The following is a 23,029-nucleotide window of genomic DNA, read 5'->3' as shown; positions in this document are numbered from 1 at the left end:
CCATTAACATTTTTTAAAATAAATTCTGTGTCGTATTTTTGTGCTCGATCAAGGCACCTATTTACAGTTATTTTGTAAGTGTACCGACTAAAATCATGCCAAGATTCCGATTGAAATATTCTATCTATGAAAAAGGTTCTATACCGCAATCAGTTTTCTAAAGTTTTAGGTTTCAGCTTAGTAGTCCTGCTATTTTTTTCAAACTCGATAATCGCTCAAGACGAAGCTGTTGTTGAGGCTGAGGCTGTGGAAGAATCTAGTGGTGATGCTGTTGCAGGAAAAGCATTGTTCAATCAAAATTGTGCTGCTTGCCACGCACTGAATAGAAAAATGACCGGTCCCGCTCTGGCAAACGTAGAAACGCGTTTGTACGAGGAAGAAGGATTGGATAAGGAATGGCTGTACCGCTGGATAAAAAATAGCCCAGGAATGATTAAATCCGGGGACGCATATGCCAATAAAATATACGCGGAATACAATCAAGCGGCAATGACTGCCTTTCCTACACTTTCCAATGCCGATATTGATAATATTTTGGCATACACGGCCGCTCCTGCACCTGCACCTCAGGGTCCGGCAGCAGGGGATGTTGCTTCAATAACTCCCGCTAACACTACCTCCGGAATATCCAACGAACTTATTTTAGGGGCTCTGGTTTTGGTTTTTGGACTTTTGGTAGTGATGTTGGTTTTGGTAAACAAGACTTTGACGCGTATCGCAGAGGCCAATGGTATTACGGTCGAAAAAGAAAAAGCACAGCAACGTACTCCTATTTGGAAGGCTTTCGCTCAGAATCAATTTTTAGTTTTGGTTTCGGTGATATTCTTATTGTTGGGTAGTGCTTATTTTGCATATGGTTGGATGATGCAGGTGGGTGTAGACCAAGGTTATGCTCCTATACAGCCTATTCATTATTCCCATAAAATTCACGCTGGTGATAATAAGATTGAGTGTAAGTATTGTCACTCTTCAGCTAGGGTGTCAAAGCATTCTGGCATTCCGGCCATGAATGTTTGTATGAATTGTCATAAGTCCATATACGAATACAAGGGTAATCCAGAAGGTCCTACACAAGAGGATTTGGCTAATGGGTATACCAACGAGTTTTATACCAAGGAAATCAAGAAATTGTACAAGGCCGTAGGATGGGATGAGGAGAATCAAAAATACACAGGTGAGACACAGCCTATAGAATGGGTTCGTATTCACAACCTTCCGGATTTTGCTTATTTCAATCACTCGCAGCATGTTTCCGTCGCCGGAGTAGATTGTCAAACATGTCATGGTCCTGTCGAGGAAATGGAAATTATGTACCAGTACTCTCCATTGACGATGGGTTGGTGTATTAATTGTCACCGAGAAACCAATGTGAAGGTCGAGGGTAATGAGTATTACGAGAAGATTCATGCGGAACTTTCCAAAAAGTATGGTGTTGAGAATTTGACGGCTGCTCAGATGGGTGGTTTGGAATGTGGAAAATGTCACTATTAATAATTATTTAAGAAGCTAATTACAGATATTACGTATGGCATCAAACAAAAAATATTGGAAGAACGAGGCGGAGTTAAATCCTAACGATTCCATTGTTGAGGCGCTAAAGCAAAACGAATTTGTAGAGCCAATTCCTGTCGACGATTTCTTGGGGGATAAAGAAAATTTATCCACAACAAATACAAATCGAAGGGATTTTCTCAAGTACGTTGGTTTTAGTACAGCTGCAGCTTCTTTGGCGGCATGCGAGGGGCCGGTCATTAAGTCGATACCTTATGTGGTACAGCCAGAAAACATTGTGCCCGGTGTTGCCAATTACTATGCAACCTCGATTGCCAATGGTTTTGATTTTGCCAGTATTTTAATAAAAACTCGAGAAGGGCGTCCTATCAAGGTAGAGAACAATACCTTGGCAAAGGTTGGAGGCGCAGCTAATGCAAGAGTGCAGGCGTCTGTTCTTTCTTTATATGATAGTACAAGATTGCAAGGCCCCCTGGCTAATGGGGAGCCTGTTGAATGGGATGCGTTAAACGCTGCCGTTAAAGCAAAGATGGGAAGTTTAAAAGGGTCTTCTAAAAAGATTGCCTTTTTAACACAGACATACGCAAGTCCTTCTACGGACAGATTGATGAGTGATTTGAAAACTGCTAACGAAAATGTGCATCACGTAACTTATGATGCCATATCCGAGGATGCGGCTTTAACTGCTTTTGAAAATAAATATGGGGAACGCGCTCTGGCCGATTACGATTTCGAAAAGGCTGGATTGATTGTTTCTTTTGGTGCGGATTTCTTGTCCGATTGGCAAGGTGGTGGATATGATGGTACATATTCCAAGGGTAGAGTTCCTAAGAAGGGTAAGATGTCCAGGCACGTACAATTAGAGGCGAATATGTCTTTGACGGGTGCCAACGCTGATAAAAGGATTCCTTTAACGCCTTCGGCTCAGAAAGTTGTTCTTGCCAAATTATACGGAAAGCTCAACGGAACCTCTGTTGGTGGTAATACCTCCGAGTATGATGCTGTTGTTGATCAGATAGCAGGAGAAATCAGAAAGGCGGGCGCTAACGCAGTAGTTGTAACTGGTTTGGATGATGTAAATGCGCAAACCGTTGTTTTGGCCATAAATGAAATGTTGGGTAGTAAGGCTTTTGACGCTGTTGCCCCGAGATTGGTTAGACAGGGGAGTGTAAAGGCGCTGAACGCTTTAATTGCCGATATGAAGTCAGGTAGAGTTGGAGCTTTGATTATGGATGGTGTTAATCCTATGTATTCGTTGCCCAATGCCGCTGATTTTAAAGAAGGTCTTGAAAAGGTAGATTTGACCGTCGCTTTTTCAACCAATTGGAATGAAACTACAGAGGCGGTGCAGTATGTTGCAGCTTCCAACCATTACCTCGAATCTTGGGGTGATGTTGAAATGAAGAAAGGTCATTATAGTTTGATGCAACCTACGATACAGGAGTTGTTTGATACCAAGCAATTTCAGTCGGCTGTTTTAGGTTGGTTAGGTAGTGATAAAACATATTATGATTATATAAAGGAAACTTGGACGGGAGGTATCTTAGGAACTTCCGAATGGAGTCAAAAGCTTCAGGATGGTGTTTTCAGTGCTTCGACTATGATGGTCGATGCAGAGAGCACGGTTACCGAAAGCGAGGATGTTGAAAATGCTGAAACGGTTTCCGCGCTGCCAATTGCTTCCGCTTTGCGCAGCCTTGCAAATGCTACCGGAGAAGGAATGGAGCTAACGCTTTATTCTAAGGTGGGTATGGGTGACGGTCAGCAGGCTAATAATCCATGGTTGCAGGAGTTCCCTGATCCGATTACCAGAGTTTCTTGGGATAATTACGTAACCGTTTCCAAAGCCGATGCAGAAGCAATGGGACTAGAGAACGTTAACGTTGCAAATGGTGGTATGAATGGTAGTTACGTTAATATTACTGTAGGCGGAGCAACATTGAACAAAGTGCCAGTGGTGGTGCAACCGGGCCAAGCAAAAGGAACCGCAGGGCTTTCTTTTGGCTATGGAAAGAAGGTAGGTATGAAGGAGGAAATGCAAACAGGTGTTAATGCCTTTGCATTGTACGATGGCTTCAGTGCTAATCAGTCTGTTAAGATTGAAAAGGTTACTGGTGTGGACGACCACGAGTTTGCATGTATACAATTGCATAAAACCCTTATGGGTAGAGGTGATATTATCAAGGAAACGACCTTGGAAATATTCAATACTAAAGACCATGCGGAATGGAATCATGTTCCCCAAGTGTCTTTAAACCATCAAGAGGTACCGGCAACTTCCGTAGATTTATGGGATAGTTTTGACCGTTCCATCGGGCATCACTTTAATATGTCTATCGATTTAAATGCTTGTACGGGATGTGGGGCTTGTGTTATCGCTTGTCACGCAGAGAACAACGTTCCTGTAGTTGGTAAGCAGGAAGTACGGAAGTCAAGGGATATGCATTGGTTGCGTATCGACAGGTACTACTCTTCAGAAGAGACGTTTGAGCAAGATGATGCTAAGAAAAACGGATTTGATGGATTGTCTGGCGATAACGGTTCTTTAGGAGGATTTGGAGAGTTGGAAGATCCTTCGGCTAATCCGCAGGTTGCTTTTCAGCCCGTAATGTGTCAACACTGTAACCACGCTCCATGTGAAACTGTTTGTCCTGTTGCGGCAACTTCTCACGGTCGTCAGGGTCAGAATCAAATGGCATACAACAGATGTGTGGGTACAAGGTATTGTGCAAACAACTGCCCTTATAAAGTAAGGCGTTTTAACTGGTTCCTATATAACAATAACGATGAGTTCGATTTCCATATGAACAATGATTTGGGTAAAATGGTATTGAACCCAGATGTTAATGTTCGTTCTAGAGGTGTTATTGAGAAATGTTCCATGTGTATTCAAAAAACACAAAAGACCATTTTAGATGCCAAAAGAGATGGAAGGGTAATAGAGGATGGAGAATTCCAAACGGCATGTTCATCTGCCTGTGGTAACGGAGCAATTGTCTTTGGAGATATAAACGATGATAAGAGTAAAGTTGCCGAATTGAAAGAAAGTGACCGTATGTACCATTTATTGGAGCACGTGGGAACACAACCGAATGTATTCTATCATGTTAAGGTTAGGAATACCAACGAAGCATAACAATACTAGAAAGTAATTATAACAGAATTCTATGGCGTCGCATTACGAAGCTCCTATAAGAAAACCCTTAGTAGTCGGAAACAAAGGCTACCACGATGTAACCGTGGATATTGCCGCCCCTGTTGAAGGAAGAGCCAATAAGCATTGGTGGATAGTTTTTTCCATTGCTTTGGTCGCTTTTTTATGGGGAGTAGGTTGTATAATTTATACGATTTCCACAGGTATCGGTACTTGGGGTCTTAATAAAACTGTTAACTGGGCTTGGGATATTACCAACTTTGTTTGGTGGGTAGGTATCGGTCACGCCGGAACCTTGATTTCTGCGGTATTACTGTTATTCCGTCAGAAATGGAGAATGGCTATTAACCGTTCTGCAGAAGCGATGACCATCTTTTCCGTAATACAGGCCGGGTTGTTTCCTATCATACACATGGGTAGACCTTGGTTGGCCTATTGGGTATTGCCCATTCCCAATCAATTTGGTTCGTTATGGGTAAACTTTAATTCACCATTGCTTTGGGATGTATTTGCGATATCAACATATTTGTCGGTGTCACTGGTCTTTTGGTGGACAGGTTTGCTACCTGACTTTGCAATGATTCGTGATAGGGCCGTTTTGCCTTTCCAGAAGAAAATATATGGAATATTAAGTTTCGGTTGGAGCGGAAGAGCCAAAGATTGGCAACGTTTTGAAGAGGTGTCCTTAGTTTTGGCTGGTTTGGCCACTCCTCTGGTACTTTCTGTACACACTATTGTATCGTTTGACTTTGCTACTTCGGTAATACCGGGATGGCATACTACAATTTTCCCTCCTTACTTCGTGGCAGGTGCTATCTTTTCAGGTTTTGCGATGGTAAATACGCTTCTCATTATAATGAGAAAGGTGTGTAGTCTAGAAGCTTACATTACGGTACAGCATATTGAATTAATGAACATCGTAATCATGATTACGGGTTCTATCGTAGGTTGTGCGTACATTACGGAATTGTTCATGGCGTGGTACTCCGGAGTAGAGTACGAGCAGTACGCATTTTTGAACAGAGCTACAGGTCCTTACTGGTGGGCATATTGGGCTATGATGACTTGTAATGTATTTTCGCCACAGTTCATGTGGTTCAAGAAGCTACGTACCAGCATCATGTTTTCCTTCTTTATTTCTATCGTAGTAAATATAGGAATGTGGTTTGAGCGTTTTGTAATTATCGTAACATCACTTCATAGGGATTATTTACCATCTTCATGGACAATGTTCTCCCCAACATTCGTAGATATCGGAATCTTTATTGGAACTATAGGATTCTTTTTTGTACTCTTCTTATTGTATTCAAGAACCTTTCCTGTTATTGCGCAGGCAGAAGTTAAATCAATACTGAAATCCTCTGGAGGAAAGTATAAGGCATTAAGGGATGCAGGTAAGCCGTTATATGAAATTCCAACATCAAAAGCGATAATTAAAGAGCGTGTTACTCAGGATGTGTTGATGGGAGAGGTTGTTCCCAAGGAAGGGGATAAAGTCGGAGTAACGGAGTTGTTAAGTTCTATTGGAACATTTGACTCGACGAAAGAAACTGCTGACGATCTTAAAAAAGTAAAGGGCATCGGTCCTCAAATGGAAGCGACATTGAATGAAATCGGGATTTTCACTTTTGCACAAGTTGCAAGGATGACGGCAAAGGAATATGATTTGTTAGATTCAATTACCGGATCTTTCCCAGGAAGGGCACAGAGAGATGATTGGGCCGGACAGGCAAAAGTATTAAATAACAAAAAGTAGGCTATGGCATCAAAGGTTATACAGGCATTTTACAACGATGACGACGTGCTGATGCACGCTGTTAAGAAGGTGAAGGCGGCCAAGCATCATATAGAAGAGGTCTATTGTCCGTTTCCAGTACATGGTCTGGACAAAGCTATGGGGTTAGCTCCTACAAGAATAGCGATAACATCTTTCTTGTATGGTTGTGTGGGCTTAACAGTGGCGATACTAATGATGAATTTCATTATGATAAAGGATTGGCCACAGGATATTGGTGGTAAGCCAAGTTTCAGCTACTTGGAGAATATGCCGGCATTTGTGCCAATCATGTTTGAGCTTACGGTTTTCTTTGCGGCACACCTTATGGTAATAACCTTTTACCTTAGAAGTAGGTTGTGGCCGTTTAAAAAAGCCGAAAATCCAGATGTTAGAACTACGGATGACCATTTCTTAATGGAAATTGAAATTCATGGTAACGAACAGGAATTAAAAGATTTGTTGGCAGATACTGGAGCAGTAGAAATTAATATATCAGAGAAAAACAGTCATTAAATATGAACAGTTTTAAGAAAATAGGATTAGTAATAGGTTTGATGTTCGCTTTTATAGCATGTCAGGACGATAGTAAGCCGAATTACCAATATATGCCCAATATGTACGAACCTGTAGGTTATGAAACTTATGAGGAAGTAGACTTTTTGCCTAATGGTTCTGAAGCTATGCTTCCCCCGGCAAACACTATAAATAGAGGTTGGCTGCCGTACGATATTCCTAATAGTCCGGAGGGTAAAGAAATTGCTAGATTAAATGAAAGTCCGTTAGATTCTTTGAATACTGAGGAAAATTTGGCCGTAGGTGGACAATTGTATACGATTTACTGTGCTATTTGCCATGGTGATAAAGGAAAAGGACAAGGTACTTTAGTGAAACGAGAAAAGATTTTAGGAGTTCCAAGCTATGACGATGCTGCTAGAAATATTACCGTCGGGACTACGTATCATACCATGCAATACGGATTGAACTCTATGGGGTCGTATGCTTCTCAGATGAATACGACCGAGATGTGGCAGGTTTCTGAGTACGTGATGAAATTGAAACAAGATTTAACCAAATAATAGGTAAAACCATACTATGTATACGTTTTCAAATAGACTTAAGATTGCTTCCATTGTATTAATGGCCGTAGGACTTGTTGGAATAATTGGCGGGTTTGTTATGGCACCTGGTACCGTTGAGGAAGCAAAAGCTATGGTAGCCAGCCATGATGATGGTCACGGAGGAGATCATGCGGAAGAAGCGGCGCATCCAATGGTTGCAGATGACCACGGGGAGGCTGAAGCTCACGGAGAGGAACATGGAGCATCACATGATGAACATTTACTGCACCAGTTGCAGAATAAGCCTTGGGCGGCATTGTATGTTGCGGCATTCTTTTTTATGATGATTTCCTTGGGTGTTCTGGCATTTTACGCCATACAACGTGCCGCGCAAGCGGGTTGGTCTCCTTTATTGTTTAGGGTTATGGAAGGTATAACGGCTTATTTGGTACCTGGAGGAATTGTTGTTTTCGTTATACTATTGCTGTCCGTACTTCATATGAACCATTTATTCGTTTGGATGGATGCAGATGTGGTAGCGCATGATGCATTATTGCAAGGTAAATCCGGATACTTGAATCCTACGTTTTTCTTGATTAGAGCTGCGGTATTTTTGGGTGGTTGGATAGCATATCGTGAGTACTCTAGAAAATTGTCTTTACAACAAGACGAGTCGGATGATAATTCTAACTTTAAATTGAACTTTAGAATATCCGCGGCCTTTTTAGTATTCTATCTAATTTCAGAATCCATTATGTCATGGGATTGGATCATGAGTGTAGACCCACACTGGTTCAGCACCCTTTTTGGATGGTATATTTTCGCAAGTATGTTTGTTTCTGGTATTACGGTTATCGCTATGGTTACTATCTACCTAAAATCTAAAGGTCTTTTAAAGGAAGTAAATGACAGTCATATTCATGATTTGGCTAAGTTCATGTTCGGTATAAGTATATTTTGGACCTATTTATGGTTTTCCCAGTTCATGCTTATATGGTACTCTAACATTCCTGAGGAAGTAACATATTACGTGACTAGAATAGAAGACTATAAGTTACCGTTTTTTGGTATGGTGGCGATGAATTTCTTATTCCCTGTGCTCTTATTGATGAACAGTGACTATAAACGTGTCAACTGGTTTGTAGTAATGGCAGGAGTGGTAATACTGGCGGGTCATTATATGGACATCTTTAATGCAATTATGCCTGCTACAGTGGGTGACCAATGGTATATTGGAATACCGGAGATAAGTTCCATATTGTTCTTTGCCGGATTCTTTATTTTTTGGATTTTCAGAGCGCTTTCAACTGCGCCTTTGCAACCCAAAAGAAACCCATTTATTGAAGAAAGTAGACACTTTCATTATTAGTAAGTTTTAAGGTATAATATTAAATCATACAATGACTACATTATTAACTTTAGCAGTTTTAGTTCTCGTGGCAATTGCCATCTGGCAAATGACCAAGATATTTGAATTATCTCAGCTTAAAACTGATAATCAGGAAATAGCAAACGATTCGGATAACAAAAATAATGGTTATCTATTGTTCGCTTTTTTGATTTTCATTTACGGAATTACCATATTCAGTTTCTGGAAATATTCTAAGTTCTTGCTTCCTGAGGCCGCTTCTGAACACGGAGGGGAATATGATTATCTGATGCTGGTGTCTTTTATTATCATCTTCATCGTACAGACTATCACACAGGCGTTACTTCACTATTTTGGTTATAAGTACAGAGGCGAGAAAGGTAAGAAGGCATTGTTTTATGCTGATAATGATCGCTTGGAATTTATTTGGACCATTATACCGGTAATCGTCTTGGCAGGTCTTATTTTATGGGGCTTATATACGTGGACGAATATTATGGATGTTAATGATGAGGATGACCCTCTTATCGTTGAGCTGTACGCACAACAATTCAATTGGACGGCCAGATATGGAGGGGCGGATAACGTTCTCGGGGGAGCTAATGTTCGGATGATAGATATAGATCGTGCCAACGTCATGGGATTGGATGAAGCTGATTCTTATGCCGCCGATGATGTTATTGTTAAAGAATTGCATTTGCCAGTCGGTAGAAAAGTGAACTTTAAGATGCGTTCTCAAGACGTTTTGCATTCAGCCTACATGCCGCACTTTAGAGCACAGATGAACTGCGTTCCTGGTATGATTACGGAGTTTTCGTTTACACCCATTTATACGACGGAGGAAATGAGAATGAATCCTGATGTTGTAGATAAGGTAAAGCGCACAAATAAAATTAGGGCAGAGAAATCTGCAAGTGGTGATGAAGTTTTAGACCCATGGGAATTTGATTATATTTTACTATGTAATAAAATTTGCGGGAAGTCCCATTACAACATGCAAATGAAGATAATTGTAGAGACGGAAGAGGAGTATAATGAATGGATGAAGCAGCAAAAAACATTTGCGGAGACCGTACTTAAAGATGAAACTAATCCTGCTTTCAATACCGTAGAGGGTGTTTCAGTAGGACAATAGTTCGATTTAGGTTTTAGAAGTAGGCTAGAAAAAGAAAATTAATAAAAAAAGAATTCGATTATGTCAGCAGTAACAGCACATGTAGATGAAAATGCACATGACGATCATGGACATCATCATCACAAAGAGACTTTTGTAACAAAATATATCTTTAGTCAGGATCATAAAATGATTGCCAAGCAATACCTCATTACAGGTGTTTTGGTAATGGGTTTTATTGGCATTGCAATGTCGTTATTATTTAGAATGCAATTGGCATGGCCAGGAGAGTCATTTTTAGTTTTTGATACTTTTCTTGGTAAATGGGCCCCAGATGGGGTAATGGATGCCGACGTTTATTTGGCATTGATTACGATGCATGGAACCATCATGGTATTCTTCGTTCTAACCGCAGGTCTTAGTGGTACATTCAGTAACTTATTGATCCCATTGCAGATAGGCGCACGTGATATGGCGTCTGGCTTTTTGAATATGGTTTCCTTCTGGTTATTCTTTGTATCGAGTGTAATCATGGTAATCTCACTATTTGTAGAAGCGGGACCAGCGGCTGCGGGATGGACCATCTATCCCCCATTAAGTTCGCTACCTATGGCACAGCCAGGTTCTGGTATGGGTATGACGTTATGGTTAGTGTCCATGGCAATTTTTATCGCCTCTTCCTTATTGGGTTCATTGAACTACGTGGTAACGGTCATCAACCTTAGAACTAAAGGTATGTCCATGACAAGATTACCTTTGACGATATGGGCATTTTTTGTAACCGCTATTATCGGTATCATATCGTTCCCTGTTTTATTATCTGCAGCATTGCTATTAATAATGGATAGAAGTTTTGGTACTTCTTTCTTCCTTTCGGATATTTTTATTCAGGGTGAAGTGCTACATTATCAAGGTGGTTCGCCAGTTTTATTCGAACACCTATTTTGGTTCTTGGGTCACCCAGAGGTTTATATTGTTCTATTGCCCGCATTAGGAATCACCTCAGAAGTAATGTCCACCAATGCTCGTAAGCCTATTTTCGGTTATCGTGCTATGGTCGCCTCTATTTTGGCCATTGCGTTCTTATCTACGATTGTTTGGGGTCACCATATGTTCATTTCAGGGATGAATCCGTTCTTAGGTTCCGTATTTACTTTTACAACATTGTTAATTGCCATACCGTCAGCGGTAAAGGCATTCAATTATATTACAACCCTATGGAAAGGTAACTTGCAGTTGAATCCGGCAATGTTATTTTCAATAGGACTGGTATCAACTTTTATTACTGGTGGCCTTACAGGTATCATTTTAGGTGATAGTACGTTGGACATCAACGTACATGACACCTATTTTGTGGTAGCACACTTTCACTTGGTAATGGGGATATCTGCATTATACGGTCTTTTCGCAGGGGTGTATCACTGGTTCCCTAAGATGTTCGAAGGTAGAATGATGAACAAGAATCTAGGATACGTGCATTTTTGGGTAACGGCCATTTGTGCTTACGGTGTATTCTTCCCGATGCACTTTGTCGGTATGGCAGGCGTACCTAGAAGATACTATGAAAACACTGCTTTTCCAATGTTCGATGAGCTGGCAGACGTTCAAATTTTAATGACGGTATTTGCGCTTATTGCCGGAGCGGCTCAATTGGTATTTGTGGCCAATTTTGTGTACAGTATGTTCTATGGTAAAAAGGGACCTCAGAACCCATGGAAATCAAATACGCTCGAGTGGACAACACCACAAGAGCATTTTCACGGCAACTGGCCTGGTGCTATTCCCCACGTGCACCGTTGGGCTTATGATTATAGTAAAGTAGATGAGAAAGGTGAGTACATTATCCCAGGACAGGATTTTGTACCACAGCATATTCCCCTACAGAACGATGAGGAGGAATTGAATCATTGATATAGACATATATTTAATAAAATGCTCAGCTTTTTCAAGTTGGGCATTTTTTTTGATAATAAGTGTAGTAGAGACATATTGAATTTTTGTAATACCTTTAAATCCATATTTTATATTCAGAAATACTTTAGAACACATGAAAAGAGTCATTTTATTGTTAATTATATTTAGTTATACGCATTCCTTTGCTCAACGAAAACCAAAAATAAAGGGGAATAAGAATGTTGTAGAAGTGCGTGAAGACTTGCCTGCCTTTCATGCCATACAGCTCAACGATGATCTTGAAATTTTGTTACAGAAGGCTTCGAATGAGGGATACACCTTGGAAGCCGACGATAATTTAATAGATGTGCTGAAGTTTAAAGTGACAGATAGCACTTTGATCATTTCCTCATTTTATAAAATCACCTCCAAAAAGAAACTTAATATTGTGGTATACTATACGGAGCTGGATGGACTAACCATGCGGAACGGAGAGATAAGTATGAAAGATGTGATATCCTCCGATAGACTTACGGTTAGAACCTCAGGTACTGCAAGACTTGAGCTGAATGCAACTGCCGATATTATTGATATAGACATGGAAGGGATTAGCTCTGGAGATTTCAATGTGGCGAGCGACTCGCTTAATCTTACCTTAAAGGACAGGATAGACGCAAAGATATATGCTACTGGGGAAAAGAATACCATTTACATGTATAAGAACGCCTCGGCTAAGTTAGAAGGGACAACCGATTTCTTAACGGCTAAACTTTATGGGAATAGTAATCTTAAAGCAGAAAAACTGGAATCCAATACGGCCCTAGTCGTTTCTGAAGATTCTCCAAATGCAAGAGTAAATGTGCTGGTGGACTTTCAACTATCTTCAAGAGGCTCTTCTAAAACAAGTTTGTACGGAAACCCTAAAATAACCATACTGGACTTTTTAGATACCTCACAACTGGATAAAGAAAATAACTAACGAGCTATGGGTGCCGACATACAATGGTCGGGTATGCCAAAACCATCTACCAACACTTCTATATGAGGGCGTAACTCGGTGCATAATCGTTCGGTTCTTTGTCGTATAGCTTTTGATTTAGCGCTGCCAATGTAGCCCTGCTCTAAGAACCAAGAGGCATCTTTTCGTAGTTCCGATAGTGCGTAAAGCGTTCCCAATTTTTGAAACAGTGCCCTATTTGTTTCGTTAGTTATTGAATCCGTAAAGGACGTAAATGTCGAGTAAGCGAGTTCAATGCTATATGCTTTCCCTAAGGCCAGTAAATGCGTCTGTACTTTTAGGAATGCTTGGTAAGAGGGTACGCCTTTTTTAATATAACTGCGTATGCGCATGGCCAAGGTATAAGTTAACCTTCGTGTTCTATATTCAAAAGCGTGCTTGTGAAATTTTGGATTATATAAATGCTCAGCATCCACCTTATTGGCGTACAAAGGATTTACAGTTGCTAGTTTATCGCTCAACTGCTGACTTAAAAGTTTCAGGACAGAAGTAAATCCTGCACTATTAAACTCTGCCTTAAAATCCGATAGTACACCTTTTGCCGCTAGCTGGAGCAATACGTTATTATCTCCTTCAAAAGTGGTAAAGATATCTACATCGCCTTTTAAATCTGCAATACGGTTCTCTAATAAATAACCTTTACCTCCACAGGCTTCTCTACATTCCTGAATGGTGTTATTGGCATACCAGGTGATTATGGATTTCAACCCCGCTACCTGAGTTTCTACTTTGCGTTTGTCCGGTTGATTTTCATCACAGTATACCTCCATCATCTTATCCAATGTGATATGATACACGTACGCACTAGCTACCAAAGGTGTCAAACGTAGTTGATGCGTAGGATAGTCCATCAACAAATCTTCTTGAATTTTTATACTATCATTGAATTGCCTTCTCTTCAAAGCATGCTTAATAGCGACTGCAAGAGCCATTTTGGCTCCCCCGAGTCCTGCACGGGCTACACATATCCTGCCCCCGACTAGGGTTCCCAACATGGTAAAAAAGCGCTTATTAGGGTTCTGGATGTCGGATGTATAGATTCCTTCCGAGTTGATGTCCCCGTATTTGTTCAATAGGTTTTCTCTTGGAACACTCACTTGATGAAACCATATTTTTCCGTTATCAACCCCATTGAGGCCTAATTTGTAACCGTTGTCTTCAACTTTGATTCCAGGTAACAGCTTGTGGTTTTCATCCCGTAACGGCACCAAGATAGCATGCACACCTTCATTTTTTCCATTTACGATGAGCTGGGCGAAAACTGAAGCCATTTTGGAATCTAAAGCGTTTCCTATATACTCCTTATTATCGTTTTCTCCTGGTGTATGCAACACAATGACATCAGTTTTTTTATCATAAGTGGCGGTAGTTTTAATGCCTCTTACATTAGAACCATGACCCGTTTCGGTCATGGCGAAACAACCTAGTAAATCGGCCTCTCCAGTTTTATTCAAGTACTTATCGTGATGCTTTTTGGTGCCCAATTTTTGAATACTACCTCCGAACAGACCAAACTGTACGCCGAATTTTATGGTAAGACTTCCATCAACATACATCATATTCTCAAAGATAGTGGCGTAGCCTTCCATATCATTGGTTCCTCCGTATGCTTTGGGATAGGCCATGGCGCCGTACCCCTTGGAAGCGAGATATTTAACCTGATCAAGAACTATTTTTCGGAAATCCTCTTTTGTTCTATGAACGTCCCATTTAAAAATATCATGGTCTAAAACGGTCCTAAAATCATCTACTACGGTAGCGTTCTTACCCTTTAGAACAAGGTCTATTTCTTTGGCATCATAGAAATCCGAAACGCTCTCATATTCAACCTCCACATCAAAAAGATGGTTGTAGTGATTGGGTTGTATGCCTAGATTAATTTCAATAGCTTTTAGACTCTCGTTAAACGGACACGAATCTTTGTAATGACAAACCACCTTTTGACTAAAAGTGGTCAGTGGGTAAGTCTCACTTTCGATGAGTTTAACTCCTGAATTGGAAATGATATTTTTCCAAGCCTTAAATTCTTCGTTGGCAGGAGGATTATTTACCGCTAGCCAAGACGTCAACACCTTCTTCTCTTCTTTAGATAGACTATCGTCTGAACTGATGGCCTTTTCTACTACGTTTATTTCTGATGTCGAAACCAAATCGTCTGACCAAATCACGTAAAATATCGGGATATATTGTAAAATGCCGGCAGAGTAAATTTTCTTTTCCATGAGTTGAAAATACGAATTATTCGTTTAAAATTTCCTAAAGAATGCAAACCCTACCATGAATTTCTTTAAGCCCGTTTCCCTATCTTTGTTAGGATATGAATGAGTACTTAGACCCTTCCGCAGATGGTTTTTCTGATATAGAGCTTGATATTGAAAGAGCTTTAAGACCAGTTAGTTTTGACGATTTTACCGGACAGGAACAGGTTTTGGAGAATTTGAAAGTCTTTGTAGAAGCAGCCAATCAGCGAGGTGAAGCCTTAGATCATACTTTATTTCATGGGCCTCCTGGTTTAGGTAAAACCACCTTGGCGAATATTTTGGCCAATGAATTGGGCGTAGGCATCAAAATAACCTCTGGTCCGGTATTGGATAAACCGGGAGACTTAGCAGGTCTTCTCACTAATTTGGATGAGCGAGATGTGCTGTTCATTGACGAAATACATCGTTTAAGCCCTATCGTGGAAGAGTATTTATACTCGGCTATGGAAGACTATAGAATTGATATCATGATAGAGACTGGGCCTAATGCAAGATCGGTTCAGATTAATCTAAGCCCCTTTACACTGATCGGCGCAACGACAAGGTCTGGACTATTGACAGCACCAATGCGGGCGCGTTTTGGTATACAAAGTAGGTTGCAGTACTATTCAACGGAGTTGTTATCTACCATTGTTCAGCGTAGCGCCGAAATTTTGAAGGTCAAGATTTCCAATGAGGCGGCCATCGAAATAGCGGGGCGTAGTAGAGGAACTCCGCGTATCTGTAATTCATTGCTCCGCAGGGTACGGGACTTTGCTCAAATAAAGGGCACTGGGGACATAGATATGGAAATTTCAAAATTTAGTTTGAAAGCATTGAATGTTGATGCGCACGGATTGGATGAAATGGACAATAAGATTCTTACTACCATTATAGACAAGTTCAAAGGAGGTCCTGTTGGTATCACTACCTTGGCCACGGCAGTTTCGGAAAGTTCGGAAACCATAGAAGAGGTGTATGAGCCATTTTTGATACAGCAGGGTTTTATTATGCGTACTCCGCGGGGCAGGGAAGTAACGGAGTTAGCTTACAAGCATTTGGGCAGAATTAAAGGAGGAATACAACCTGGACTTTTTTAAATGAAAAAACTACCAGTGGTATCAAGGACCCATGTTTTTAAAAACAGAAAACAGATCCTTAAAAACCCGATACCTTTTCATCACGATAATTTTAACCGTTTAGGAGATACTTTTGAAGTGGCTGTAGGTCTCAAGAAACGGATCATCTTTACCAGACAGGCCAAATTTATCAAGCAAATCCTTCAAACAAAGCAAAAACATTATCAAAAATCCTCACTTCAAACGGTGGACTTGGCAAAGTATATTGGACGTGGTCTGCTCACCTCAAACGGGGAGCATTGGCGTAATCACAGAAGGATGATACAGCCCGCTTTTCATAAAAGAAAACTACAGGGCTTATTACAGATTATGTACCAGGCCATAAAAGGGGAGTTGTCCAAGATAAAAGCCGGAGAAATACAGGATATTTATCCGTTAATGGGGGACCTCGCATTTCAAGTAGTGGCAACATCCCTTTTCAGTCGTGACGATATTCAAGTGCAGATGTCAGCATTGAAAGAAATTACGGAAGCCAATCAGCGTATGCTCATCCAAGAAATGAGACAACCCTATCTAAATTGGTGGTATAAGTTTTCGGGTAAAATAAATAGACATATCAAACTTTCCTTAGAGGCACGTGCTATATTAAGTAGCATTATAAAGGAGAGGTTGGCTCAAGATTCTGAAAAAGATGATTTGATGGATATGCTTCTTAAGGCTACTTATGAGGACGGAAGCCGTATGCCAGAAAAGCAATTGATCGATGAAATTTTAATACTGTTTGCAGCGGGACATGAGACTACGGCCAATGCCTTAGGATTTATATTGTTCCTACTGGCCAAACATCCGGAAAAACAGGGAAAAGCCTTTGCAGAAATAAATGCGATAGATTGGACGGAGGGTATTGAGATGGAAAGTTTACGAAAATTGGGTTATGTAAAACAGTGTATAGAGGAAGGAATGCGCTTATATCCACCTGCGTACTATATTGACCGGGAATCTATTATAAAAGATGAGATAGAGGATTACGAAATACCTGAAAACTCAATGTTGTTGCTTGCCATTTACGAATTGCATAGGGATTCGCGTTTTTGGGAATCTCCCAACGCTTTCAAGCCAGAGCGGTTCGATCCTGCAAATAAAAGGGACTATTCCGATTATTATTTTCCCTTTGGTGGCGGGCCAAGAATGTGTATAGGTAATAACTTTGCCATGCAAGAAATGATTTTGACGGTGGCCGAGATTCTTCGTAGCTATACCCTAAGACCGGTGGATGATGAAGTCCTTATTAATCCATTAATTTCCCTGAAACCTGTTAGCGTTAAACTTCATTTTATACCAAGATGAATTTTTCCAAGACAAGCGAACTTATAAAAACCGAAGCCAAGCGCCTTGGTTTTTTGTCGTGTGGAATTTCAAAGGCCGATTTTTTAGAGGAGGAGGCCCCCCGTTTAGAGAAGTGGTTGAACAATAATATGCATGGCGAAATGGCATATATGGAGAACCATTTTGACAAACGTTTAGATCCACGTTTATTGGTCGATGGAGCCAAATCGGTCATTTCACTTTTACTGAATTACTATCCGGAAGAAACCCAAAAAGAAGATACCTACAAGATTTCCAAATATGCTTATGGCCATGATTACCATCATGTGATAAAATCCAAATTAAAACAACTTCAAGAATTCATCTCCGAACAAATCGGTGAGGTCAACGGAAGAGCATTCGTAGATTCTGCACCGGTCTTGGACAAAGCATGGGCCGCTAAAAGTGGTTTGGGTTGGATTGGTAAGCATAGCAACCTACTAACACAACAAGTGGGTTCTTTTTATTTTATAGCGGAACTCATTGTTGATTTAGAGTTATCCTACGACTCCCCGGTCACCGACCATTGTGGCACTTGTACCGCATGTATAGATGCATGTCCTACACAGGCTATAACAGAACCCTATGTGGTGGATGGTAGTAAATGTATTTCCTATTTCACGATAGAACTTAAGAACGAGATTCCCAGTGAATTTAAAGGTCAGTTTAATGATTGGGCTTTTGGCTGCGATGTATGCCAAGATGTTTGTCCTTGGAACAAATTTTCAAAACCACATCAAGAACCGCTGTTCAATCCACATCCGGATTTATTATCCATGACCAAAAAAGATTGGGAGGAGATTACAGAAGATGTTTTTAAAAAAGTATTCCAAAAATCCGCCGTAAAACGAACCAAATTCTCTGGACTACAGCGCAATATTAAATTTCTTAAGTGATTGGTTAGATAACTCTATCGTTTTCGTTGGGGAACTTAGCTCTTTTTTTGGATGCTGATGGCGCATCAAGCATTAAAAATACTATCTTGGAAGAGCTAAAATTTTACGAATTATCGATTTTTTATACAGATTTTTAAGATTTTGACATCAATATTCAACCAAACTAAACGTTAAGATGAAAATAGCGAAACCAAGCCTCAGTTTTTGGCAGATCTTTAATATGAATGTTGGTTTTCTTGGAATCCAATATAGCTTTGGTCTCCAGCAAACTGCAATTAATCCTATATTCCTTTATTTAGGTGCTCCAGAGGATATGCTTCCTATTTTAAATATCGCTGGGCCGGTTACCGGCTTGGTTGTTCAGCCCATTATTGGGGCTATGTCAGATAAAACATGGTCTCCTAAATGGGGAAGACGTAAGCCCTATTTTCTAATAGGAGCAATATTGGGTAGTTTATGTCTTTTTGCTTTCCCAACAAGTCCTGTGCTTTGGTTCGCCGTTGGTTTGCTTTGGATTCTTGACGTAGGTAACAATATGGCCATGGAGCCTTATCGTGCATTTGTAGGGGACAAATTGCCTGAAAAGCAATTGAGTTTAGGTTTTCAAATGCAGAGCTTATTTGTAGGCGCGGGTATTCTTTTGGCAAATGGGTCTATCGTATTGTTTCAATACCTGTTGGGAGATGAATCAATTGAAGTAGCGGGTTCCATACCACAGTGGCTATACTATTCTTTTTATATAGGAGGTATACTTTCCATAGCAACTATTTTATGGTCCGTTCTAAAAACACCGGAAATTCCTCCATCCGCCGAAGAGTTAGCTGAAATTAACCATGATAGAAGTAAGCCAATTGGCGCAAGAATTGCTAAGCCCTTTGCTGAAATAGTAACAGCTATTAGAGATATGCCTGCTTTTATGTGGAAAATTAGTGCGGTTTACTTATTCCAATGGTATGCACTTTTTGTGTACTGGCAGTACATAACGCCACTTTTTAAGCTTACACTAGGTTACTCTACTTCAGAAGCTGCTTCGCAATCGGCCCAAATGAGTTTAACGTATAATATAGTTACTATGGTGGTGGCCTTAGCTCTCGTGCCGCTTACTTTGAAATATGGAGGTAAAAAGATATATGCATTAAGTTTGGTAGGAACCGGTTTGGCATTGTTCGCAATTCCATTTATTGATGATTCTTTACTAGTGCTAGCGCCTATGGTACTTTTCGGCATTGGTTGGGCAGCTATGATGGGTATTCCCTATACCATGGTGTCAAAGGTTGTTCCGCAGGATAGACGTGGTGTTTATATGGGTATTTTAAATATGATGATCGTTATTCCAATGGGCATAGAAACGCTGACTTTTGGACCTATTTATAAATATTTACTTGGAGGAAGCGCTATAAATGCTATCCTATTTGCAGGAGCCTTCTTCATCATTAGTGCAATTTTGGCCATGCGCCTTAATGTTCCCAATAATTCTGAGTGATTGGTACAATTTTCTTCAACTGAAGAAAATTGCAATTAAATTTTTGTTTTAAACCTTTGGGGAGATTCTGCTTTTCCAAAGAATACCCCTAAATTTGTTTTAATAAACTACACTAGATGAGCAATCAGAAGCAACGCAGGGAGGCACTAATTTATCACGCTAAACCACAACCGGGAAAGATAAAAATAGTACCGACTAAACCGTACAGCACGCAGAGAGATTTAGCTTTGGCTTACTCGCCAGGGGTTGCAGAGCCCTGTTTGGAAATCGCAAAGGATAAGGAGAATGTATATAAATATACGGCTAAGGGAAATATTGTAGCAGTCATCTCTAACGGAACTGCCGTTTTAGGATTGGGAAATATCGGTCCAGAAGCATCTAAACCCGTTATGGAGGGGAAAAGTTTGCTTTTTAAGATTTTTGCGGATATCGATGGTATTGATATTGAATTGGATACCGAAGATGTAGATAAGTTCGTGGAAACTGTAAAAATGATTGCTCCTACCTTTGGTGGAATCAACTTGGAAGATATCAAGGCTCCGGAAGCATTTGAAATTGAACGACGATTAAAGGAAGAGCTTGACATTCCCGTAATGCACGATGATCAGCATGGTACGGCAATTATATCCGCTGCGGCGTTATTGAATGCCTTAGAGCTTACAGGAAAGAAGATAAGTGAGGTTAAAATTGTAGTTAGCGGCGCAGGTGCCGCGGCAGTTTCCTGTACGCGACTCTACAAAGCCTTTGGAGCAAGTCCAAAAAACATAGTCATGTTGGATAGTAAGGGTGTTATCCGCAGTGACAGGGCAAATCTGTCCACGGAGAAATTGGAGTTTGCGTCTGACAGAAAAATCGATACGCTGGAAGAGGCAATGAAAGATGCCGACGTTTTTGTAGGCCTATCCATTGCCAATATCGTTTCTCCGGAAATGCTTACCTCAATGGCACCGAACCCCATTGTTTTTGCCATGGCCAACCCAGACCCTGAAATACCTTATGAGCTGGCATGTAAGACAAGGAAGGATATTATTATGGCCACGGGAAGATCGGACCATCCTAACCAAGTGAACAATGTGCTTGGATTTCCTTTTATTTTTAGGGGTGCTTTGGACGTCAGGGCTACCTCCATTAATGAAGCAATGAAAATGGCTGCGGTAAAAGCCTTGGCAGAACTGACCAAGGAGCCCGTTCCGGAGCAGGTAAATATTGCCTACGGAGAAACCAGATTAACCTTCGGAAAGGATTATATCATTCCGAAACCTTTTGATCAACGACTCATCGCTAAAATTCCGCCCGCTGTGGCTAAGGCTGCTATGGAAAGCGGTGTGGCGAATGCCCCAATAGAAGACTGGCAACGCTATGAAGAAGAGCTGTTACAACGTTCGGGTAATGATAATAAGGTGGTTAGATTATTGCACAGCAGGGCAAAATCGAATACAAAGAGAATCGTTTTTGCGGAGGCGGACCAATTGGATGTTTTAAAGGCTGCGCAAATTGTGTATGAAGAGGGGATTGCAGAACCCATTCTATTGGGAAGAAAAGAAATTATAGTAGAGCTTAAAAAGGAATTGGAATTCGATGCCGATATTCCTATTGTGGATCCCTTGTCCAAAGAATTTGATGAACGACATATACGTTATGCGACAAAATATTGGGAAAGCAGAAAGCGAAACGGTACTACACTGTACAGTGCCAAGATAAAAATGAAGGAACGTAATTACTTTGGGGCAATGATGGTTCTAGAGGGCGATGCGGATGGAATGATATCCGGATACTCCAGGGCTTATCCTACGGTGGTTAAACCAATTTTAGAAGTTATTGGCCGTGCCGCCAATGTAAAAAAGGTATCTACGGTAAACATTATGATTACGGACAGGGGTCCCTTGTTTTTAGCGGATACTTCCATTAATATTGAACCTAATGCAGAAGAAATTGCAGAAATAGCACAAATGACCGCTAACGTAGCGGCAACCTTTGGATTTGACCCTGTCTTGGCGCTTCTTAGTTATGCGAATTTTGGGTCTTCATCCCACCCCAACGCTAAAAAAGTGCGCAGGGCTGTGGAAATCTTACATGAAACAAATCCAAGTTTAGTTGTAGATGGGGAAATTCAAACAGATTTTGCATTGAACAGGGAACTTCACGAGAGTCAATTTCCATTTTCTAAGCTAGCGGGTAGAAAAGTGAATACACTGATCTTTCCAAATCTTGAATCCGCGAACATTACATATAAATTACTGAAAGAATTGAACGGAGCGGACTCTATAGGTCCAATTATGGTAGGCCTCCGGAAATCGGTACATATCATGCAGCTCGGGGCAAGTGTTGACGAAATTGTCAATATGACGGCCGTAGCGGTTATCGATGCCCAAGAAAGAGAAAAAAGAAAGAAAGCAAAATCCCTAAGATAGTAAGCAGTATATAAGTTTAAAATCAATCGTTAGGCATTGAACTTGAACTGGATTTTTAAACCTGAATTTAACCAATGATTCATCACCTTAAAGGAAAACTGGTAGAAAAGAACCCAACGGACGTAATTATAGAGTGCGCCGGGGTAGGATATTTTGTAAATATCTCCTTGCATACGTTTTCTAAGATTCAAGAAGGTGAATTGATCAGTTTGTACACTCACCTTCAGGTAAAGGAAGATTCGCATACACTGTTTGGTTTCGCCGAAAAATCTGAACGACAAATATTTCGTCTACTGCTATCGGTTTCAGGTATCGGTGCCAGTACCGCAAGAACCATGTTATCCTCTTTAAGTCCAGCTCAAATTAGAGACGCAATTGCTAACGGAGATGCGCCCACCATCCAAAGCATTAAGGGCATTGGTGCAAAAACGGCCCAACGCGTAATTTTGGATTTAAGGGACAAGGTTTTAAAAGTATACGATATAGACGAAGTTTCCCTAACTCAAAACAATACAAATAAAGATGAAGCGTTATCTGCTTTAGAGGTTCTAGGATTTGCTAGAAGACAAGCCGAAAAGGTTGTAGATAAGGTAATCTCCCAGGATTCATCTCTAAGCGTAGAAAACATAATAAAACTCGCGCTCAAAAATTTGTAACAAG

The 23,029-nt window shown here is 40.6% G+C and carries 16 protein-coding genes; 15 read left to right on the top strand and 1 reads right to left on the bottom strand.

Features of this window, described 5'->3' with window-relative positions; translation table 11 throughout:
• The first annotated feature begins 126 nt into the window (after window positions 1-126).
• From EJ994_RS09910 to EJ994_RS09870, 9 genes are all read left to right on the top strand, one after another.
• Window positions 127-1,491: a cytochrome c3 family protein gene (locus tag EJ994_RS09910; protein WP_126592285.1), complete on the top strand. Its 1,365-nt coding sequence runs from the start codon at window positions 127-129 to the stop codon at window positions 1,489-1,491.
• Between the two features lie 34 nt (window positions 1,492-1,525).
• Window positions 1,526-4,648, top strand: a complete 3,123-nt coding sequence (locus EJ994_RS09905; RefSeq protein WP_126592284.1) for a TAT-variant-translocated molybdopterin oxidoreductase — start codon at window positions 1,526-1,528, stop codon at window positions 4,646-4,648.
• A gap of 31 nt (window positions 4,649-4,679) precedes the next feature.
• Window positions 4,680-6,422, top strand: a complete 1,743-nt coding sequence (gene nrfD / locus EJ994_RS09900; RefSeq protein WP_126592283.1) for an NrfD/PsrC family molybdoenzyme membrane anchor subunit — start codon at window positions 4,680-4,682, stop codon at window positions 6,420-6,422.
• Window positions 6,423-6,425: 3 nt separating this feature from the next.
• Window positions 6,426-6,956: a DUF3341 domain-containing protein gene (locus tag EJ994_RS09895; RefSeq protein WP_099574166.1), complete on the top strand. Its 531-nt coding sequence runs from the start codon at window positions 6,426-6,428 to the stop codon at window positions 6,954-6,956.
• 2 nt (window positions 6,957-6,958) lie between these two features.
• Window positions 6,959-7,519, top strand: a complete 561-nt coding sequence (locus EJ994_RS09890) for a c-type cytochrome (protein WP_126592282.1) — start codon at window positions 6,959-6,961, stop codon at window positions 7,517-7,519.
• 16 nt (window positions 7,520-7,535) lie between these two features.
• Entirely contained in the window at window positions 7,536-8,870 is a 1,335-nt protein-coding gene (locus tag EJ994_RS09885) for a quinol:cytochrome C oxidoreductase (protein WP_126592281.1), read from the top strand.
• A gap of 31 nt (window positions 8,871-8,901) precedes the next feature.
• On the top strand, window positions 8,902-10,005 hold the full coding sequence (locus EJ994_RS09880) for a cytochrome c oxidase subunit II (RefSeq protein WP_126592280.1): 1,104 nt from the start codon (window positions 8,902-8,904) through the stop codon (window positions 10,003-10,005).
• 60 nt (window positions 10,006-10,065) lie between these two features.
• On the top strand, window positions 10,066-11,895 hold the full coding sequence (locus EJ994_RS09875) for a cbb3-type cytochrome c oxidase subunit I (RefSeq protein ID WP_126592279.1): 1,830 nt from the start codon (window positions 10,066-10,068) through the stop codon (window positions 11,893-11,895).
• 136 nt (window positions 11,896-12,031) lie between these two features.
• Entirely contained in the window at window positions 12,032-12,856 is an 825-nt protein-coding gene (locus tag EJ994_RS09870) for a GIN domain-containing protein (RefSeq protein WP_126592278.1), read from the top strand.
• Here EJ994_RS09870 and EJ994_RS09865 read toward each other — a convergent pair.
• Window positions 12,853-15,117: an acyl-CoA dehydrogenase gene (locus EJ994_RS09865; RefSeq protein ID WP_126592277.1), complete on the bottom strand. Its 2,265-nt coding sequence runs from the start codon at window positions 15,115-15,117 to the stop codon at window positions 12,853-12,855. The genes EJ994_RS09870 and EJ994_RS09865 overlap by 4 nt on opposite strands.
• A 95-nt stretch (window positions 15,118-15,212) precedes the next feature.
• Between EJ994_RS09865 and ruvB the strand changes: the two genes are divergently transcribed.
• From ruvB to ruvA, 6 genes are all read left to right on the top strand, one after another.
• Window positions 15,213-16,235: a Holliday junction branch migration DNA helicase RuvB gene (ruvB, locus tag EJ994_RS09860; protein WP_126592276.1), complete on the top strand. Its 1,023-nt coding sequence runs from the start codon at window positions 15,213-15,215 to the stop codon at window positions 16,233-16,235.
• Window positions 16,236-17,561 (top strand): cytochrome P450, encoded by a 1,326-nt coding sequence (locus EJ994_RS09855; RefSeq protein WP_126592275.1) that lies wholly within the window; start codon window positions 16,236-16,238, stop codon window positions 17,559-17,561.
• Window positions 17,558-18,475 carry a tRNA epoxyqueuosine(34) reductase QueG gene (queG, locus tag EJ994_RS09850; protein WP_126592274.1) on the top strand — a complete coding sequence of 306 codons (918 nt, stop codon included), beginning with the start codon at window positions 17,558-17,560 and terminating at the stop codon, window positions 18,473-18,475. Before EJ994_RS09855 ends, queG begins: the two co-directional genes overlap by 4 nt.
• Window positions 18,476-18,650: 175 nt before the next feature.
• Window positions 18,651-19,958 carry an MFS transporter gene (locus EJ994_RS09845; protein WP_126592273.1) on the top strand — a complete coding sequence of 436 codons (1,308 nt, stop codon included), beginning with the start codon at window positions 18,651-18,653 and terminating at the stop codon, window positions 19,956-19,958.
• A 116-nt stretch (window positions 19,959-20,074) separates the two neighbouring features.
• The gene (locus EJ994_RS09840) at window positions 20,075-22,369 is read left to right on the top strand and encodes an NADP-dependent malic enzyme (protein ID WP_126592272.1); all 2,295 of its coding nucleotides are present in this window, start codon (window positions 20,075-20,077) and stop codon (window positions 22,367-22,369) included.
• 74 nt (window positions 22,370-22,443) lie between these two features.
• The gene (gene ruvA / locus EJ994_RS09835) at window positions 22,444-23,025 is read left to right on the top strand and encodes a Holliday junction branch migration protein RuvA (protein ID WP_126592271.1); all 582 of its coding nucleotides are present in this window, start codon (window positions 22,444-22,446) and stop codon (window positions 23,023-23,025) included.
• Window positions 23,026-23,029: the final 4 nt, after the last annotated feature.

Source organism: Maribacter sp. MJ134, from assembly GCF_003970695.1.
GTDB lineage: Bacteria > Bacteroidota > Bacteroidia > Flavobacteriales > Flavobacteriaceae > Maribacter.
This window is presented reverse-complemented; position numbering and strand designations above follow the sequence as displayed.